Raw genomic sequence first — 18,480 nt, forward strand, 5'->3', positions numbered from 1 at the left:
ACAGCTTTTGAAGAAATCTTCGAACAGGCTAAATAAGTTAATTAATTATAAAAAATAGAAAGGGAGATAATTATGTATCCATATGGATTTTATTTTGACAAGACTATGATTTTAGTCCTCATAGGTTTTGTTATTTCAATGCTTGCCCAGGCAAACATACAAAGCAAATATAGAAAATACGAGAAAATTAAATCAAAAAAAGGCATAACTGGAGCAAGGGCTGCCCAGATGGTCCTAGATTATAATAATTACAATGACATCACAATCAAAAGGGTGAGGGGATCACTTTCTGATTACTTCAACCCAGTCACAAAGGAAGTAGCCTTATCAGATGGGTCCTTTACCGATTCATCAATAGCAAGCCTTGCCGTAAGCCTACACGAAATAGGCCACGTTATCCAATATAAGGAAGGCTATTTGCCTTTACAAATAAAATCCTTCATAGTCCCAGCAGTAAACTTAGGATCAAGACTATCCATGCCAGTTTTAATAGGAGGCTTAATCCTATCCATGCCAAAACTAGTAAGCATAGGCCTAGTATTATTTTCATTAACCCTCATATTTCAACTGATAACCCTACCGGTAGAATTTAACGCCAGCAAAAGGGCCCTAGCAGTATTAGAAAGGGCAAACATCCTAGAAGCAAGCGAAATACCAGGAGCAAAAGAAATGCTGGGTGCAGCTGCGCTTACTTATGTGGCAGCTACTATAACAACTGCTTTGCAGTTTTTAAGATTGGTATTATTGTTTGGTAATAATAGAAGAAGGGATTAAGGGAGTGGCTCCCTTAATAATCCCTTTTTTTATCCTAGATAATAATATTTTCTTTATTATCCAAGATAATGGTATTATAGACTTTATTTCTTCGTTATCTTATCATGTAATTAATATTTTTATTTACTATTGAATCTTCGTCTCAAGGGGGAGCCCCAAGGGACCTTCCGCATGGTCCCTCATCGGGCTCCCCCTTGCACCCCCTCCCCGTTACACCCCCAGGCGGCCCCTAAAGCGGGGAGCATAAACAGAAGTTTGCCTTCGGCAAGCCACTCTTTGTAGACAGATCTCTTCGTAAAAGCTAGACCAATTCAAGCTGATTTTGACATTCCGATGTCTAAAAATCTCAATCTAGCCCAAATATTTATTTTGTATACACTCTACATCTCAGTAGTTACAGACTCTTTATTTGTACTCGTGCGTCAGGAAATTTTCTTAACGGCATCTCCATTTACAAAATCTCCCGACCTTGGGAGAATTATTCTGTATTCTGAGAGAATCTGGACGTCAAGGTAGACCTAAGGCTCGTTTGCCTTTGCAAACATCGCGATGAGTTGGTATAAGATACTAATCTATGGGTAGATTTAAAAGCAGAAGTCACCGTTAAGAAAATCACACTGACAACCATACTTAAATAAAAATATTGTAGTTACTAAGACAGTAAGTAAGTATAAAAAGCTTAGTTGGACTAGATTGTGATTTTTAGGGGACTTATGATTTTAAATCTGTAAGAATAAGGATAGTTAAATACGAAGTAATCCGTCATACTAAAGAAGATTTTTGAAAAAAATCTTCCTATTCTGCACTCCGCTTTAGGAGCCGAGAGGGGGTGAAATGGGGAGGTTTAAGGAGGGGCATGAGGGGGCATCGGCCGCCCCCTTCGCCCCTCCTTTAGTCGAAGTCATCAGCTTGATGACAACAATTCATCATGAGATGACAATACGAAGAATTAAAGTAAATAATAATATTATCTTGGATAATAAAAAGGGGGTTTTAGGGGAAACACCCCTAAAATATTTTTATCTTGGATAAAAAATTGTAAATTCCTACTTATCTAGTATAATTTACCTAAGAAGCAAGTGCTTCTTTTATTTAACAGATGATGGTCAGGGATAGTCAGTATCTTTTGGCCTTTACTAGGATCTTAATTTTGCCATGATTAAGATTTTATTTATAATATTAGAAAGATTGAAGGTGATTTTATGGCTGGTCTTACTAATCAGATTGAAAGATTTTTGAAACTCATGCTTGAAGATAGCGTCGATGGGGCTCTTGAGATTGGGCGAAATGACTTGGCTAGTAGGTTTGATTGCTCGCCTAGTCAGATAAATTATGTCTTATCTACTAGATTTACCCCTTATAATGGCTATCTTATCGAAAGTAAGCGTGGTGGTAATGGTTTTATTAAGATTATAACCATTGTCGAAGAGGATGATTATATAAGTTATTTGTCAAAGAATCTTAAGAAGGAAATGAGTCAATCCAATGCTTATAGCTTGTTTGATGATCTTTTTGAGAGGGAGTATTTGACTGAAAATGAACTTTTGATGGCAAAATATGCCACTAGCGATAAATCTTTGGTCGATATAGAGCCAAGGGGTAGAAATAAAGTTAGATCAAGTATTGTAAGAAGCCTTCTTCTAAGTATACTTGCGAGGAGTTAATTATGAAATGTGATAAATGCGGAAAAGATGCGACTGTAAGCCTTAAGGTGATTTTTAATGGCAATAGTCATGACATCCACCTCTGCCAGGATTGCGTTAAAAAATACGCCAAGCTTCCTAAGGATGAGGATGTGAGCCAGATTCCTGCTGAAAATCTTAATTTTGATCCCAAGGCTCTTGAAGGCCTTATCAAAAATTTCGTTCCTAGTCTTGATGAAGTGATTAATTCTTATTATGAATATAAATTTAATCAAAATAACAAAGATTTAGAATATATTATGAACCTTGATGACAAGGCCTGCCCTTATTGTGGCAATCTTGAGTCAAATATCAGGGAGGGAATCTTTGGTTGCCCTCATTGCTATAATCTGAATAAAAATTTAACTGAAAAGGTCCTTAAGACCTACAATAATTTATCAGAATACAAGGGCCGCTTTCCTAAGGCAGAAAGAGAATTTAGACAGGTCGCTGAAAGGATTAAAGACCTTTCCCAAAAGCTTGCCGAATCGGTTGAAACAGAGGATTACGAGCTTGCAGCCAATATAAAAGAAGAAATTGAACAACTAAATATGAAGGTGAAAAATTGAAAGAATTTAGCAAAGATATAATAATTTCTTCCAATCTTTCTCTAAGGAGAAATCTCAAAGGTTATGATTTTCCAACAACTATGACCTATGACGAGAGCCTGGTTATTCTTGATATCTTTAAAAATATCTTTTATGACAAGCTCCTTCTCCTAAGCGACCTTGACGATGAAACAATCGATAGTTTAATTGACCAGATGATCTTAAGCGAGGATGCCACAGACAAGCTTGCCCAAATCGGAGTGGTTTTTGAGGGAGATACGACCCTGGTTATTAATGACAGGGACCATCTTTCTATAAATATTTCAGGCTTTGACTTGGATCTTAACTCAGCCTATATGAGGGCAAATGAGATTGAAAAGGTCCTTGATGAACATTTGGATTTCGCCTTTTCTGGCGAATATGGCTACCTTACCAGTGGGGCGAGAAATTCTGGAAATGGTCTAGAAATAGCCATAAAGGCCTTCCTTTTTGGCCTTATTGACAATTCAAAGACCTACTTTGGTTTTAAGCAAGCCATGGTCTATGCTGGCATGTTCCCAAGACATTACATCCCTAAGGGCCTAAAATCATACGCAGATAAGGTCTATCTGCTTAAAAACTATGGCAATTATAGGGAAGATGTCTATTCATATCTAGCAAGTGTGGAAAATGACTTGGCTAGCATTGTCAAAAATGAGAGAAGATTTAGAAGAGATTACAAGATTTTAAACAATATAGACGATAGAAAAGTAAGAGAAGAAATAAAAATAATTGAAAACCAACTAGCAAATAATTTAGTAGAATCAAGGGAAAATCTAGCTCAAAACCTCTATGACCTTAAGAAATACAGGATTTTAGAGTATGATACATCTCTTGACAATGACCAAATCGACTATTTGCTAGCAAATATAAATAGTCACAAGTACAAGGATAATTTCGACCAGGAAAGGTCAGCATTTTTAAAGAAATATATGGGAGAGCATTATGGAAAACAATAGACTTAATAGACTTACCCAGCAAGCAAGACGTGAGTCTTATGGCCTAAACCATGATTATATAGGCACTGAACACCTCTTGCTTGCCCTAATGAAGACAGGTTCAGAGGCTAGCAAGGCCCTAGAGGCGGCTGGCGCTAATTACGAGCTCCTTCGCTCAATAGTCATAAATAATATAGGCAAGGGCACAGCCATAAGGCCAGCCACAGAATATAGCAAAAAGGTAAGAAAAACCTTGGAAACTGCGAGGTTTTATGCCAAGCAAAGAAGGGATTTGACCACAAGCGAGGAAGATGTCCTCCTAGCCATCATAAATGATGAGGATTCCTTCACCAATATCATGTTCCTCCTATCTGGAGTGGATAAGGAAGAAATCAAGAAAAACCTAAGGGACTTAAGCAAACAGGCCAAGCAAGGTGAAAAATCAAATTCAGCCTTTAGCGAAAATATAACTAAATTTACCACAAATCTCAATGAGATGGCAGAAAATGGAAGGATTGACCCGGTTATAGGCAGGGATGATGAAATAAAAAGAATTGTCCAAATCCTAATGAGAAGGACCAAAAATAACCCAATCCTAATCGGCGAGCCAGGTGTAGGAAAAACAGCAATCGCAGAAGGCCTTGCAGCCCAGATTGTCGAAGGCAAGCTTCCAGCCATCATGAAGGATAAGACCATCCTATCACTTGATATGGCAAGCATGATCGCAGGCACCAAATACAGGGGAGACTTTGAAGATAGGCTTAAAAAGCTCTTCGAAGAAGCTGCCCAATCTGACAATCTCATCCTCTTTATAGATGAGTTTCACATGGTCCTAGGGGCAGGAGCCGCAGAAGGATCAATGGATGCAGCCAATATCCTAAAGCCAATCCTTGCCAAGGGCGATATCCAGATAATAGGGGCTACAACCATTGAAGAATACAGAAAACACGTCGAAAAAGACTCAGCCCTTACCCGTCGTATGCAGCCAATCCAAGTCGATGAGCCAAGCGTGGAAGATGCTAAAAAGATAATCCTTGGGCTAAAGGATAAGTACGAAGACCACCACGATGTCAAAATCACAGATGAGGCAGTAGATGCGGCAGTGGACCTATCAGATAGGTATATCACTGACAGGTTCCTCCCAGATAAGGCCATCGACCTCATAGATGAGGCAAGCTCAAAGGTGAGGATTGCAGCCTTTAAGGAAAATCCTCAAGAGGAAGACCCAGAAGATACCCTAGAAGAACTCAAAAATCAAAAGGACCAAGCAGTAGCTGACCAAGATTTTGAAAAGGCAGCCAAGCTTCGTGATATAATCAACCAAAAGAAATTCGACCTAGAAAATAAAGAGGAAGAAGAAGTCTCAGAGGCCCTAGCCATAGGCTATGAAGATATAGCAAATATAGTCGCTAGCTGGTCCAAAGTCCCAGTAGAAAGGCTAACAGAAGATGAAAAGGCCAAATATGCAAAGCTTGATACAAACCTAGAAGGAAGAGTCATCGGCCAAAATGATGCCATAGAATCTGTAGCCCACGCCATAAAAAGGGCAAGAGTCGGCCTTAAAAATCCAAACAAACCAATAGGATCTTTCATCTTTGTAGGCCCAACCGGAGTCGGTAAAACCTACCTAGCCAAAAGCCTAGCCAAGGAGCTCTTCGGTTCTGAAGAAAACCTAATCAGGATGGACATGAGTGAATACATGGAGAAATTCGCAGTCTCAAGACTAGTCGGCTCTCCTCCAGGCTATGTAGGCTATGAGGAAGGCGGCCAGCTTACAGAAGCAGTCAGGACCCACCCATACTCAGTAATCCTCTTTGATGAAATCGAAAAGGCCCACCCAGATGTCTTCAATCTCCTCCTCCAAATCCTAGATGACGGAAGGCTCACAGACGGTCAAGGCAGGACAGTAGATTTCAAAAATACAATTATAATCATGACCTCAAATGTCGGTGTAGCAAGCCTTAACAAGTCCACATCCATAGGCTTTAGCCTAGCAGAAGATGAAGAGGCAGCTGACAATGAAAAGGCCAAGGAAGTAATAGGCCAGGCAATAAAAGATTCCTTCGCTCCAGAGTTTTTAAATAGATTAGATGAAGTAATCATGTTCAATGCCCTAGGCAAGAAGGACATCAAGGAAATCACAGGCCTCATGCTAGAAAAAAACAGGGAAAGACTCAGGGAAATCGGCATAGAAATCGTCTATGACGAGAAATTAGTCGACCTTCTAGCCAAGGAGGGCTTTAACAGCGAATACGGAGCAAGACCACTAGAGCGCCACATCACAAAGATGATTGACGATAGACTAGCAGAAGATATCCTAGATAATAAGCTAGATAAGGACATGACAATCAGAATATCAGTCAGAAATGACAGTCTAGTCTTTATAAATATAAGCAATACCAAGGTCGCAGAAAAAATCAAAAAAGAGGCCTTAAAAGTCAAATAAATTTTAAAAGCAGCCCTAAAATTTCGGGACTGCTTTTATTTTGCCAATATAAGGGCCAAATCCTTTAGTTATGGGCCCTACTTGTGGTATAATAATTAGAATGAGAGGCTTTTATGATTATTAATAACTTAGAAGAATTAAAGAAATTTGCAGATAAGCTTGCCCCAATCCTTGAGGATGGGGATGTTATAAATTTGAAGGCTGATATGGGAGCTGGCAAGACTACCCTAGTTACAGCCATTTGCAATAATTACGGAATCTACGACACCTCATCACCAACCTTTGCCTTAGTAAATATTTATGAGGGCGATAGAACAGTCTACCACCTAGACCTTTACAGGTTTGAGGATCCTGATGAGATTTTAGATATAGATTTTGAAACTTATTTTTATCCAGAAGGCGCTATCACCTTCCTAGAATGGGCAGAAAATGTAAGCGGATACCTGCCAGATGATATGATTGATATAGAGATTAAAAAGCTTGATGAAAATAGACGAGAGATAAAGATAGCTGATTCGACAGAAAGGGCGAGGAAGATTAATGAATTACTTAGCAATTGATACATCCACAATGATTTCAACTGTGACCATAGCCGATGATAAGGAAATCTTGGGGGACTTTAATGTCAACCAACTAAAGACCCACTCAGAAAGCTTGGTCCCAATGATTGAGACCCTTCTTAATCTTCTTGGTATGAAGGTTTCAGATATAGACACCTTTATCATCGCCCATGGTCCAGGCTCTTTCACAGGCCTTAGGATAGGCATGACCATTGCCAAGACCCTAGCCCAGGTGGAAAATAAGGACCTACTTACAATTTCAACCCTAAGAGCCATGGCAGCTGGCTCTACTTCAAATAAATTTAGGGCACCGATGATAGATGCCAGGTCTACCAGGGTTTATGCAGGTCTTTTTGATGAAAATCTCAATGAAATCATCAAGGAAGACCTTTACGAAATCGATGATTTTGCAAGGCTTGTCAATGACAAGGGCCTTGAGGTAGAACTCATTGGCCTTCTTAATGATAAATACTTTGATAAATTTGAAAGGGCAGTTAAGGCTCCAATCAACCTTAATACCTGCATTGGTGGCGGCCTGATAAGACTGGCCCAGACAGGAGATTATAAGCCAAGGCCTCTTTTTGAGATAGGTCCAAATTACCTTAGAAAGAGCCAGGCGGAAAGGGAATTTTTGAAAAATGATAAGAGAAATGACTGTAAATGATACAGATAGGGTTTATCAAATAGAAAATGACTCCTTTTTTGAACCATGGACCAAGAAACAGCTCCTCAAAGAATTTGAAGACAACTCATTTCTAAAACACATAGTCTATGAAAAGGACGGGGAAGTGGTAGGTTTTTATATAGTTAGCCATATCCTTGATGTGGTTGAAATCTTCACCATTGCGGTTGATAAGGATTTCAGGGCAGAGGGGATTGGAACAATCCTTTTAGACGATATTATAAAAAGAAGCGAAGCGAGCGATGTAAATGAGATTTGGCTAGAAGTGTCTACCAAAAATACAGCCGCCATCAAGCTTTACAAGAAATTCGGCTTTGTAAGCCAAAAGATTAGAAAAAATTACTACCAAAAGACAGGCGAAGATGCCTACAACATGATAAGGAAGATACATGAGTGATTTTTATACCTTGGCCATAGAGACATCTTGCGATGATTCCTCTGTAGCCATCCTAAAAAACGAAAGAGAATTATTAACCAACCTCATCTCAAGCCAGATAGATATCCATGCGCTCTTTGGTGGGGTTGTGCCGGAGATTGCCTCTAGAAAGCACCTAGAAGCCATAAATCCCCTTATAGAAAAGGCTCTAAGAGATGCAGAACTTTCCTACGATGATATAGACTTGATTACTGTAACCAAGGGTCCAGGTCTAATAGGCTCTCTCCTTGTTGGAATATCAGCAGCCAAGGCCCTAGCCTTAGCCACTGGTGCCCCACTTGTAGGAGCCAACCACATGAAAGGCCACATCTGTGCTAACTATCTATCAAACCCAGACCTTAAGCCACCTTTCATCTGCCTAGTCGTATCAGGCGGTCACACCTATCTTTGCAAGGTCAAAGATTACACAGATATAGAAGTAGTCGGTACCACCAGAGATGATGCAGCCGGCGAATCTTACGATAAGATAGCAAGAAAGATTGGATTAGGCTATCCAGGCGGCCCAAAAATTGATAAGCTAGCCAAAGAAGGCAATGGAGCAGCAATTGATTTTCCAAGAGTCATGCTGGAAAAAGACTCCTACGACTTCTCCTTCTCAGGCCTAAAGACAGCAGTTCTAAACTATGCCAACCAAGAAGAGCAAAAGGGAAGAGAAGTCAACAAGGCAGACCTTGCGGCAAGCTTCCAAGAAGCAGTAGTAGATGTCCTAGTCGCCAAATCTCTAAGGCTTCTAGAAGAAACAGGCTATAAAAACTTCGCCATATCAGGGGGAGTTGCAGCCAATTCTAGACTAAGACAGAGATTTGAAGAAGAGCTAGGCAAGAGAGAGATCGGATTTTATTATCCAGATCCGATATTATGTACAGACAATGCAGCCATGATCGCAATGGCAGGCTACCTGGACTACCAGGCAGGCATAAGGGATGACAACTTTATGAAAGTATATCCCAACCTAGACTTATGATATGAAAAGAAGAAAGAAAAATTCGTCATTAAAAAAATATAATAAACTAAACAAAATTTCAAGCCTAATCTGGGTCCTAGCCGGTTTAGGCATATTTGGCTTTGGAATATATTATATGGAAATCTTTGAGAAAATATTTGGAGTCTTAGCGGCGATTTATGGACTTGTCAGCTTATCCACAAGCAAGAGCCCAGCTGCAATCAAAAAATCCGAGCAAGGAAGACTTGCCTTTTTAGGTCTTCTTCTAATAATCTATTCCCTAGTCAACCCACTGGGAAATATAGCCATCCTCTTTGACATCTACAAGAGAGACTGGGTCATAAGAGGAGGCCTAGATGAGAAGAAGTAAAAAGCTAATCTTTCTAGCTCTCCTAATATTAATAGGCCTAAGCTCCACATCTTGTGTCAAAAGAAGACTGGCAAGCCTTGAAAAATCAAGGGTGGAAAGAGACATGCAAGAAAATATAGGCCCTTTAACAGAAAGCTTCTATCCAGACAAAATCGCAGAATTTAGCGAAGAAAAATACCTAAAGTGGTTCAAAGCCCTAAAAGGTCCAGCCAAGCTCAAACTCCCAGCCCCACAAGAGCCCAAAAAACTCACCAAGGCCGAAATGGTAGAAGACTTTGAATACCTATTTGCAGAATTAAAGGAAAATTATCCTTTCTTTGGTGTCCTAGATAGGAAATATGATATAGACTTTCTAGCCAATCACGATATCTACTTAGCAAGGATAAAGGCCTGCGAAAACGACCAAGACTTCATCGATGCCATAACAGACATCATGGGAGAGCTTCATAATTACCACGCCAAAATCGCCGACAGGGCCTATGTACAGACCACCCTCAGCTATTATTCACAAAATTGGAACCAACCATCGATCTACTATGAATTTATCAACCTAAATAGGCAAGCAGTCAGAAACAGGTATGACCTAGAAGGCTTTCAATCCAGGGCCAACTCAGGCAAAATAAGAAGGAAAAAATCAGGCGATGCCAAAACAGCTGCTAACCTCAGCCTAACCAGCGAAGGTGACCTAGCCATCCTCAAAGTAAGCCAGATGCTAGATGATAAGTCTATCGAAAAGGATGAGGAAATCCTAGACGAATTCTTAAGAAACAAACACATGTACAAGGGCCTAGTCATAGACATAAGAGACAATGTAGGCGGCAACATGGAATATTGGAAAAACTTCCTCTTGCCAAAGCTAGTCACAGAGCCAAAACAAGTCACAAACCACATGTTCTTCAAAGACTCAGCCAAGACCAGACTTCTCTTATCAGATGACACCATAAATGTCGAAAAACTCTTAAACGTCGACATCACAGGCATAAAACTAGACCATGCAGAAGATTTAAAAGACTTCGCCTACTACATCAAAGACATCGTAGCTATAAACCCAGACGAAAGCAAAAAAGACAACGGCTACGAAGGCAAAATCTTCCTCCTAGTCGACAAAGACGTCTTCTCAGCAGCCGAAGGCTTCGCATCCTTCATCAAGCACACAGAGCTAGCCACCATAGTAGGCAGCCAAACAGGAGGCGACGGGATAACACTTGGAGTAATAAACTCAGTCCTCCCAAATTCAGGTCTAGTCTACACCTACACCAACACCCTAGGCTATGCCCCAGACGGCACCATCAACGAAGAAAACCCAACCACCCCAGACATAGAAACAGGCACCTACAGACAATCCCTACAAAGCATAGAAAGCCAAATACAAAACTAAGAGACCAGCAAGGGTCTCTTTTTTCATAGCAAAAGCCAATTATAAATATTAATTATCATTATCAATGGGTGTGGGCTGGTAATCTAAAATATAAACTTAATAATATTTAAGGAATTTACATAAAGGGAAAGTTTATACATAGTTTTTATCTATATCTAACAAGCCCCCTTGCACACTTTATCCCGAGCAAAGTCGAGGGAAGCAAATTCGAGAAGCCTATTAGGCTCGATAAGTCGGAAGCCTTTACTCACAACAAAAATAAACCTTGTACCACAGCACCCGTTTCGACCACTTGTGATTGCAAGCCAGTCCGGCTCTGTGAGAACTTCTAGGATCAGCATATCAAGGAATCTGTATCTACATTGTCTTTAAAAGCTTATCCATCAAAGCTCCCTTGCTTCGAGCAAAGTCGAGAAGCCTATTAGTCCTACTAAGACGGAAGGATTTACTCCATAACAAAAATAGACTTATCTTCACAATCCCCATTTCGAGCTCTTGCTATTGCAAGCCCATCCGGCTCAAAGAGGACCTCATAGCACGAGTGTATAAAGGATTCTGTACCTACATCGCTCTTAACTACATTACTTAATCTCCCTTGCTTCGAGCAAAGTCGAGAAGCCTATTAGAACCGCCAATCTAATAAGCATCACTCAAAACAAAATCAAAACCTTCATCTAGAAAAAATAAATTAGAAAGCAGTATAATAAAGAAGTTACTATCTCCATACTGGTAACAGGAGGGAGGTGTCCAAAATGATAGATCCATTCAAGGATTTACTCTATTCTTTAATACTTGCTATCGTGGCAAATGTAATTAGTCACTACATTTGCAAATGGCTAGATAGCAAAGAAGACAAATAGTAACTAGCCATAAAAAAACTGGAGTACCCACATACTCCAGTTTTTTGTGTCCAAAATGATTGGACTCTATTCTTTTAGTCATAATCATTATACATCTTAATAAATGAAAATACAATAAAAGAAAATCATGCAAGAATATATCACACCAATAAAAACCCAATTTTTATTTACATAAAGAGCTTTAGTAAATATATCGTCCTTATGTAAATTTGTCAGTTCCTCTTTCACACTTAATCCCGATCGAAGTTGAGGGGAACCTTGTGGAGAAGCCCACTAGAACCGCCAAGATAATAAGCGTCAATAAAAACAAAAACAAACTTATCCCCGCAGCTCCCATTTCGAGCAGAGCGAGAAATCTCGTAATTCCTTTATATATAGAGCTATGTTAATACATCGTCTTTAAGCTTATCCGTCAAAATTCCCTTGCTTCGAGCAAAGTCGAGAAGCCTATTAGACCTACAAAGACGGAAGGACTTACTCCACAACAAAGATAAACTTATCACCACAACCTCATTTCGAGCACTTGCGATTGCAAGTCAGTCCGGCTCTGTGAGGACCTCATGGTTATACTTATCTAGAGTTCAGTATTTACATCGTCCTTACCTAAATCTCTCAGTCACCCAATCAGATTTTATTCCTAGCAAAGTCGAGAGAACCTTGTGGAGAAGCCTACTAGAACCGCCAAGATAATAAGCATCAATAAAAACAAAAAACAAACTTATCCCCACAGCTCCCATTTCGAGCAGAGCTAGAAATCCCATCGTTACCTCTATATAGGGTTCAGTATCTACATCGCTATTATGTATTTTCGTCACTACACCCTTGATTCGACCTTGTGGAGAAGTCTATTACTACCGCTGGGCTAATAAGCCATAACAATAACAAAAGCGAGGCCATTTTATAAAAATGATTTAAAATCATCAAGGCTTACAATATTAATTATCATTATCAATTGGTGCTTGCTAGTAGGCTTTATAAAATGAATCATTTATATCGTTAGGGAATACATTAGGTTTTATTGGATTAATTACATTCGTATAGTTAAAGACGATTTGAGAAACTTGTGTAATATTTCAACAAAATCCCACACAAAAATCCCAAGGTGATTGCCTCGGGTTGTGGCTTTATTTCTTGTTTTGGTTTTTTGTTCTGCCTATAGGGAGTGATTAAAATACTAATTATCATTATCAATTGGTGTATACTGCTAGTTTCATTAAATATTACTATGTTTAAATTCATATATAACAAACTGATTGTATATTTCTACCTTAATTTAAAATACTGAGGATATATTTGATAAAATTCACAAAACTCATCTACAAAATCCCCAAGCAAAAAGCCCGAGTTTAGATCCTCAGGCTTTGGTTTTATTTTTTGTCTTTGTTTTTGTTTAGGATTGCATAGGCTCCTAGGGCTATTACTAAGATTATTCCGACATAGGCGATGCTTTTTATACCTGTTTTTACGTAGGATGTAGATGAGGTATTGGTTGGGGCATCTTTTTTGTCGTCTGCATTTTGTGACTTATCTTCTGCTCCGCCTATGGTCACTGTTTCTGGTGTGCCGCTGATTGGGTTTGGGGCGGTGCTTGCAGTTTGGCTATTGTCTGTGACTGTACTTGTCGCAGGTGTGGAGCTTGTTTGGTCTGTAGTACTTGTTTGGCTTGAGTCAGAGGCTTTTACTTCGCTTTCTAGGAATTGTTTGATAAAATTATTATCATCTAGAGGGAGGGTAAATCTTCCGTCTTTCTTGATTTCTTCTTCACTGATATAGTCGTTGTTATCAGTGTTCATATTATCAAGCTCTTTTCTTTGATCAGCTGATAATTTTTCGTAAGCCTCCTTAATCTTAGGATTGCTAGACTTGTAGAAGGCGGAATTCTCGTTAATCTTATCCTCGCCCACCTTCATCTCATTGCCGCTAGATAGGTAGCTAGGGTTTCTAAGAGATGTAGACTCGTGTTTGAGAGGCTTGGCGGTATTTGTTTTAACTACTTGGTCAAGCTTTTTGTATAAGTCCTCTATACTTGCCTTATCAGCTTCACTTAAAGCCTCGCCATTTTTAATATTCTCATTGGCAGAGGTCAAATATTCATAGACTTGCTTAAAAATATCATCATAGGATTTTCTTGCTTCGCCAGATGTATTCTTGTAATAAAGCGAATTGATAGCTGCTTCATAATAGGCATGGAGGGTGTTAAGGTCGGTCTTATCAAGCTTATCAGCATAGAAAAGCTCGCCTTTAATGATATAATCATTGACCCTAGCCTTTATAGCTGCAATATCAAGGTCCACTGCCACCTTTTCACCACTAGCATCCATAAGCTTGGTCAAAGAATCAAGCCCAGCCGCAAGAGCCTCCTTATCAGCGGATTTGGTATTTACAAGTTTGACATAATCAGTTAAATCAAGGCTTGGGATATTTCTAGCCTCTTCAATCTTAGAAAGAAGGGCAAACCTAGCATCAAACTCCTCAATATAGAGAGGATCCTTAGCAAAATCCACCGTAAGTTCAGTATCTTCATCATCGCTAACCACATCACTTGCAAGAATTTGAAATAATGAATTAGCCACTTTATCATCATCACTAGCAAAAGATTGGCCACAAAGCCCCACAAAGAGCCCCAAAGCCATAAAAGTCGCTAGTGTTTTCTTAAAATTAATTCTCATAATATCTTCCTTTACTCATATAGATATATTATATAGAAATATAGGGAAAAATCAACAAGAAAAGCCTTAAAAAGCTGGCGGTTTTGTGGGAAATTGGGCCTTTTACAAAGAAGTATAAAAAGAGCAGACCTCTATAGCCTGCTCTTTGATATTGATATTTTTTTGAACTATTAGGAAATTCCTAATAGTTGGATTTATATATAGTTCCTCGTCGTCATAGATTTTCTTAAGATGTTCATTTATAGTAGAAATACTCACATTGTAGAGAGTGGCCATCATCTTTTGAGTCAGCCAAATATTTTCATCTTCATATCTTATTTCAATAGCATCTTCATCATTTCCTGTGGCAGCTATATAGGTCAAATATTCAGCAGCAGAAGATCTAATTTGCTTTTCATCTTTATTTAATTCTCCGCTCATAATACCTCCAGGTATTTATTTTTTATTTTATCCTAATCTTAAAATAATATAAAAAACATTATTCATCATCATTTACATAAAACCTATCTTCAAACCAATTATCAAACTTATAATCATCAGCTATAAGGAATGACATATCTGAATATAAAAATATTTCAACATCATTATCTCCAAACATATCGTATATCCACTCATCCCAATACTGGAAATCTTCAAAGTCATCTTTATTAAGATTGATTAACATTTCTTGCATTAATAACTCTGCCTCGTCAATGATTGATTTTAATATTATCTCTTCAATAGGCTTATGAGCTATAAAGTCATCACCCTTCACAGCTTTTATTATTAATTGATTTAAAGCTCTTTTTAATTTTATTAAGAAATTATAATCATACTCCATTAGGAATTCTTCTGGTAAGGATAACTGAAGGCTAGAAGCATTTAATTGGCCAATGTGTGAACCTTTAGGCAAGCTTGATAATTCTTCTAGATCCATCATTATATCATCTGATAAGATATCAGAACCTATGCAAAATGCTATAGCAGCGAATTTACCATATAAGTCGTTTATAGTTTCTGACCATGCGTCATGACTCCTATACTCATCTAGATAATTTTCAAGATCTGTTTCTTCATCATTAGGAAATTTTGACCACCTTAAAGCTACTAATATACCCTTAATTTTATCCTGTCTAATTGGATTACCAGACTCATATCTACTCCATGTTCTAGTTCCGACATTAGCTTTTTTTGCAGCTTGTTCAATAGTTAAGCCCAATTCTTCTCTTCTGTTTTTTATTAGCTTAGACATGTTGTTATTATTCTCTATTGAATTCATTATATTCCTCCATTCAAAATATGACTTGCCACTTATTTAAATTATGCCACTATTTTAAAATAAAGTCAATCAGAATTTTAAAATTTCTAAATTTACACTTAGCTTTATTCTTTTAAATTCTTACTTTGCATTATTACAAAATATTAAGAATTCGGTGCCCTTATGTTATAATAATAATTGAGATAATAAATAAAGATTCTAATTAGACCGTTAATTATATAAGAAAGGATAATAAATGAACGATTACTTAGAGTGTCCATTTTGTAAGAAAACATTTCCTTTGACTAAAGATACTTTTTCTGAATCCTATCCTGCGTTTGATTCTAATGATTGGAAATACTATATTCAGAAAAATTCAGAAGATAAGATTAAATATCCACATTTAGATACTTCTGGATTAAAAGTACAATTTAATAAATGCCCAGCTTGCAAAAAAGTAACCATAGATATTATAGGAGTAGGTTCACAATTTCCTGAAGGATTTAAAAGAAGAATATTCCCAGCATCTGAAGCTAAAAAATATCCAGATTATATACCAAGTCATATATTGGAAGATTATACTGAAGCATATGATATATTAGAATTAAGCCCAAAAGCTTCGGCTACTCTATCAAGAAGATGCCTACAAAGTATGATTAGAGATAAGTGGGATACAAATGAAAAAACTTTATATAAGGAAATCGACTCTATAAGAGATAAAGTAGATTCCAAAACTTGGGATGCCATAAATGCCTTGCGTAAAATAGGAAATATTGGAGCTCATATGCAAAAGGATACAAGCCTTATTATAAATATAGAGCCTTGGGAAGCTGAAAAATTAATTTTACTTATAATTAATTTTACTTATAGAAGTACTTATTAAGTCTTGGTATATAGATGTGTATGAAAGAGAAAAATTATTTGAAGACATAGTTAGTATCAAAGATTCTAAAGAAAAATTAGGAAGTGAAAAGTAAATATTATTTAAAAATGATTATTAAGTTATAAGTATGGGAAATACTATATGATATAAATGAGGTGTAAGTATGATAGGAAAGCAAATACAAGATAATAATGATAAAAAGCCAAATAGCAGAGAGATGGATAAGTTAAAAGACCAATTTCCTCAGTTTTTCTCTAAAGAAGGTAGTTTTAGGTTTGATAAATTTCAAGATTTTTTAAAGGAAGAAGAAGTAGACGTATCCAAAGAAGGTTATGAACTAGACTTCTTAGGAAAATCTTATGCTAAATATCAAAGTTCATTAGAAACTGAAACCTATATAGCTCCAGATTTAGATCATAATAATGAGGAAATAAATAAAAACAGTGAAAATTTATACATTGTTGGTGATAATATAGATGCCCTTAGCCATCTTTTAAAATCCTATGCTGGGAAAATTAAATGTATCTATATAGATCCTCCTTACAACACTGGCTCTGACGGCTTTGTTTATCCGGATAATTTTCAGTTCAACAAAAAAGAGATGTCAGATAAGCTGGGCATAACTGAGGAAGAAGCAGAAAGGATATTAGATATTGCGGGGAAATCTACTCATTCAGCTTGGCTTACCTTTATGTATCCTAGATTAGTCCTTGCTAGAGATCTGCTCTCTGATGACGGTGTTATATTTATATCAATAGATGAACACGAGCATTCTAATTTAAAGATAATCTGTGATGAAATATTTGGAGAAATAAATTTCATCGGTGATATAGTTTGGGAATCTACGACGCAGCCGATAAATAATGGACCAGCACAGTTTAAATTTCAACAAAAAACTGAACAGATTCTGCTATATGCGAAACGTGAGGCTAACATTAGTGGATTCATATTAAAAGAAATTAATACTGAAATAAAATATCCTCATGATGGAAGATTTGGCAAATGTCGATTTGAGGTGATTGAAAAATCAGATAAAGGAAGTTATAAAAGGCCAACAATGAAGTTTCCAATACTGGGTCAATATCCTAGGGAAGGAAAAAGGTGGCAAATAGGAGAACAAGTTGCAAGAGAATTAGAAAGTGAGGGTAGACTTGAGGTAGTAAATGGTATTGTAAAAAAAGCTATATATCCTGAAGATGAAATCGATAAGAAAAAGCTTGAGCCATTTTGGTCATTAATGCTTGCAAAAGAATTTGGGTCAGCATTGGGGGCTAAAAATGAATTAAATAAATTAATGGGTAGATCTATTGGGTTTGATACTGTAAAGCCAACAAAACTGATAAAAAAATTATTATCCTATTTAGGCGATGATTATTATGTTTTAGATTTTTTTTCTGGATCTGCAACCACAGCTCATTCAGTTTTAGATTTTAACAGCGAAAATTCTAGTAATATAAAATATATTATGGTTCAAATTGCAGAAGAGATAAATAAAGGAACAACATCTTTTCAAGAAGGGTATAAATCCATAGATGAAATTGGTAGACACAGGATAAGACTTGCATCTGAAAAAATCAAGAATGAAACAAAGGCTGATATAGATTACGGCTTTAAGCTATTCTACTTAGAAGATCCTAAAGAAGCGGTTTTTGATAAGTTAGAAACTTTTGTGCCAGAATTTAAATTGATTTCTGATGATATGGTATCTGTTTTTGATAATGAACATTCATCAGGTAAGGAAGCAATATTAGCTACTTGGATTAATGAGGATGGTTATGGACTTTCTAGACGAAGCAAAACTTATAAACTAAATGATTATGAGGCTAATTTAATGGATGATAGCTTATATCTTATTGATGAAGGTATCAAGTCAGAAGATATAATGCTTCTTGTAAAGCAAATAGAAGAGGGAAGCCTAGAAATCAATAGGGTGGTTATTTATGTTCATTCATTTGACTATAAGTTAATAACCGAGATAAGGAACAACATAAAGGTTCTTAAGAATAAGGATGTTTCCTTGATAGAGAGGTTTTGA

At 37.3% G+C, this 18,480-nt stretch carries 17 protein-coding genes; 14 read left to right on the plus strand and 3 right to left on the minus strand.

Features of this window, described 5'->3' with window-relative positions:
- Positions 1 to 72 precede the first annotated feature (72 nt).
- From C8269_RS08895 to C8269_RS08950, 12 genes are all read left to right on the plus strand, one after another.
- On the plus strand, positions 73 to 774 hold the full coding sequence (locus C8269_RS08895) for a zinc metallopeptidase (RefSeq protein ID WP_106461366.1): 702 nt from the start codon (positions 73 to 75) through the stop codon (positions 772 to 774).
- 834 nt (positions 775 to 1,608) lie between these two features.
- On the plus strand, positions 1,609 to 1,806 hold the full coding sequence (locus tag C8269_RS08900; RefSeq protein ID WP_106461367.1) for a hypothetical protein: 198 nt from the start codon (positions 1,609 to 1,611) through the stop codon (positions 1,804 to 1,806).
- 170 nt (positions 1,807 to 1,976) lie between these two features.
- Positions 1,977 to 2,438 carry a CtsR family transcriptional regulator gene (locus C8269_RS08905; protein ID WP_106461368.1) on the plus strand — a complete coding sequence of 154 codons (462 nt, stop codon included), beginning with the start codon at positions 1,977 to 1,979 and terminating at the stop codon, positions 2,436 to 2,438.
- Between the two features lie 2 nt (positions 2,439 to 2,440).
- The gene (locus C8269_RS08910; RefSeq protein ID WP_106461369.1) at positions 2,441 to 3,025 is read left to right on the plus strand and encodes a UvrB/UvrC motif-containing protein; all 585 of its coding nucleotides are present in this window, start codon (positions 2,441 to 2,443) and stop codon (positions 3,023 to 3,025) included.
- A complete protein-coding gene (locus C8269_RS08915; protein WP_106461370.1) occupies positions 3,022 to 4,002 on the plus strand; it encodes an ATP--guanido phosphotransferase in 981 nt (326 codons plus the stop codon). The genes C8269_RS08910 and C8269_RS08915 overlap by 4 nt, the downstream gene beginning before the upstream one ends.
- On the plus strand, positions 3,989 to 6,427 hold the full coding sequence (locus C8269_RS08920) for an ATP-dependent Clp protease ATP-binding subunit (protein ID WP_106461371.1): 2,439 nt from the start codon (positions 3,989 to 3,991) through the stop codon (positions 6,425 to 6,427). Before C8269_RS08915 ends, C8269_RS08920 begins: the two co-directional genes overlap by 14 nt.
- Before the next feature lie 113 nt (positions 6,428 to 6,540).
- Complete coding sequence (tsaE, locus tag C8269_RS08925) at positions 6,541 to 6,987, plus strand: tRNA (adenosine(37)-N6)-threonylcarbamoyltransferase complex ATPase subunit type 1 TsaE (RefSeq protein WP_106461372.1); 447 nt, start codon at positions 6,541 to 6,543, stop codon at positions 6,985 to 6,987.
- A complete protein-coding gene (gene tsaB / locus C8269_RS08930) occupies positions 6,968 to 7,651 on the plus strand; it encodes a tRNA (adenosine(37)-N6)-threonylcarbamoyltransferase complex dimerization subunit type 1 TsaB (RefSeq protein WP_106461373.1) in 684 nt (227 codons plus the stop codon). The genes tsaE and tsaB overlap by 20 nt, the downstream gene beginning before the upstream one ends.
- Positions 7,638 to 8,066, plus strand: a complete 429-nt coding sequence (gene rimI / locus C8269_RS08935) for a ribosomal protein S18-alanine N-acetyltransferase (RefSeq protein ID WP_325034693.1) — start codon at positions 7,638 to 7,640, stop codon at positions 8,064 to 8,066. The genes tsaB and rimI overlap by 14 nt, the downstream gene beginning before the upstream one ends.
- The gene (tsaD, locus tag C8269_RS08940; protein WP_106461375.1) at positions 8,059 to 9,069 is read left to right on the plus strand and encodes a tRNA (adenosine(37)-N6)-threonylcarbamoyltransferase complex transferase subunit TsaD; all 1,011 of its coding nucleotides are present in this window, start codon (positions 8,059 to 8,061) and stop codon (positions 9,067 to 9,069) included. Before rimI ends, tsaD begins: the two co-directional genes overlap by 8 nt.
- 1 nt (position 9,070) lies before the next feature.
- On the plus strand, positions 9,071 to 9,418 hold the full coding sequence (locus tag C8269_RS08945; RefSeq protein WP_106461376.1) for a hypothetical protein: 348 nt from the start codon (positions 9,071 to 9,073) through the stop codon (positions 9,416 to 9,418).
- Positions 9,405 to 10,796 (plus strand): S41 family peptidase, encoded by a 1,392-nt coding sequence (locus C8269_RS08950; protein WP_106461377.1) that lies wholly within the window; start codon positions 9,405 to 9,407, stop codon positions 10,794 to 10,796. Before C8269_RS08945 ends, C8269_RS08950 begins: the two co-directional genes overlap by 14 nt.
- A 2,227-nt stretch (positions 10,797 to 13,023) precedes the next feature.
- Here the strand turns inward: C8269_RS08950 and C8269_RS08955 are convergent.
- The 3 genes from C8269_RS08955 to C8269_RS08965 all read right to left on the minus strand — a co-directional run bounded on the left by C8269_RS08955 (position 13,024) and on the right by C8269_RS08965 (position 15,583).
- Positions 13,024 to 14,325, minus strand: a complete 1,302-nt coding sequence (locus C8269_RS08955; RefSeq protein ID WP_106461378.1) for a hypothetical protein — start codon at positions 14,323 to 14,325, stop codon at positions 13,024 to 13,026.
- Positions 14,326 to 14,427: 102 nt separating this feature from the next.
- The gene (locus tag C8269_RS08960; RefSeq protein ID WP_234025872.1) at positions 14,428 to 14,745 is read right to left on the minus strand and encodes a hypothetical protein; all 318 of its coding nucleotides are present in this window, start codon (positions 14,743 to 14,745) and stop codon (positions 14,428 to 14,430) included.
- A 58-nt stretch (positions 14,746 to 14,803) separates the two neighbouring features.
- Positions 14,804 to 15,583 (minus strand): helix-turn-helix domain-containing protein, encoded by a 780-nt coding sequence (locus C8269_RS08965; protein ID WP_106461379.1) that lies wholly within the window; start codon positions 15,581 to 15,583, stop codon positions 14,804 to 14,806.
- Positions 15,584 to 15,818: 235 nt separating this feature from the next.
- Here C8269_RS08965 and C8269_RS08970 point away from each other — a divergent pair, with 235 nt between their 5' ends.
- Complete coding sequence (locus tag C8269_RS08970; protein WP_234025873.1) at positions 15,819 to 16,445, plus strand: DUF4145 domain-containing protein; 627 nt, start codon at positions 15,819 to 15,821, stop codon at positions 16,443 to 16,445.
- 163 nt (positions 16,446 to 16,608) lie between these two features.
- On the plus strand, positions 16,609 to 18,480 hold the full coding sequence (locus C8269_RS08975) for a site-specific DNA-methyltransferase (protein WP_199792197.1): 1,872 nt from the start codon (positions 16,609 to 16,611) through the stop codon (positions 18,478 to 18,480).

The sequence above is a fragment of the Anaerococcus sp. Marseille-P3915 genome, from assembly GCF_900258475.1.
Classification (GTDB): domain Bacteria; phylum Bacillota; class Clostridia; order Tissierellales; family Peptoniphilaceae; genus Anaerococcus; species Anaerococcus kampingae.

Bases quoted from the DNA above. Each gene is read 5' to 3' on its own strand.
- C8269_RS08895 (WP_106461366.1), top strand. From the start codon at position 73: ATGTATCCATATGGATTTTATTTTGACAAGACTATGATTTTAGTCCTC.
- C8269_RS08900 (WP_106461367.1), top strand. From the start codon at position 1,609: ATGGGGAGGTTTAAGGAGGGGCATGAGGGGGCATCGGCCGCCCCCTTC.
- C8269_RS08905 (WP_106461368.1), top strand. From the start codon at position 1,977: ATGGCTGGTCTTACTAATCAGATTGAAAGATTTTTGAAACTCATGCTT.
- C8269_RS08910 (WP_106461369.1), top strand. From the start codon at position 2,441: ATGAAATGTGATAAATGCGGAAAAGATGCGACTGTAAGCCTTAAGGTG.
- C8269_RS08920 (WP_106461371.1), top strand. From the start codon at position 3,989: ATGGAAAACAATAGACTTAATAGACTTACCCAGCAAGCAAGACGTGAG.
- tsaE (WP_106461372.1), top strand. From the start codon at position 6,541: ATGATTATTAATAACTTAGAAGAATTAAAGAAATTTGCAGATAAGCTT.
- tsaB (WP_106461373.1), top strand. From the start codon at position 6,968: ATGAATTACTTAGCAATTGATACATCCACAATGATTTCAACTGTGACC.
- rimI (WP_325034693.1), top strand. From the start codon at position 7,638: ATGACTGTAAATGATACAGATAGGGTTTATCAAATAGAAAATGACTCC.
- tsaD (WP_106461375.1), top strand. From the start codon at position 8,059: ATGAGTGATTTTTATACCTTGGCCATAGAGACATCTTGCGATGATTCC.
- C8269_RS08945 (WP_106461376.1), top strand. From the start codon at position 9,071: ATGAAAAGAAGAAAGAAAAATTCGTCATTAAAAAAATATAATAAACTA.
- C8269_RS08950 (WP_106461377.1), top strand. From the start codon at position 9,405: ATGAGAAGAAGTAAAAAGCTAATCTTTCTAGCTCTCCTAATATTAATA.
- C8269_RS08955 (WP_106461378.1), bottom strand. From the start codon at position 14,325: ATGAGAATTAATTTTAAGAAAACACTAGCGACTTTTATGGCTTTGGGG.
- C8269_RS08960 (WP_234025872.1), bottom strand. From the start codon at position 14,745: ATGAGCGGAGAATTAAATAAAGATGAAAAGCAAATTAGATCTTCTGCT.
- C8269_RS08965 (WP_106461379.1), bottom strand. From the start codon at position 15,583: ATGAATTCAATAGAGAATAATAACAACATGTCTAAGCTAATAAAAAAC.
- C8269_RS08970 (WP_234025873.1), top strand. From the start codon at position 15,819: ATGAACGATTACTTAGAGTGTCCATTTTGTAAGAAAACATTTCCTTTG.
- C8269_RS08975 (WP_199792197.1), top strand. From the start codon at position 16,609: ATGATAGGAAAGCAAATACAAGATAATAATGATAAAAAGCCAAATAGC.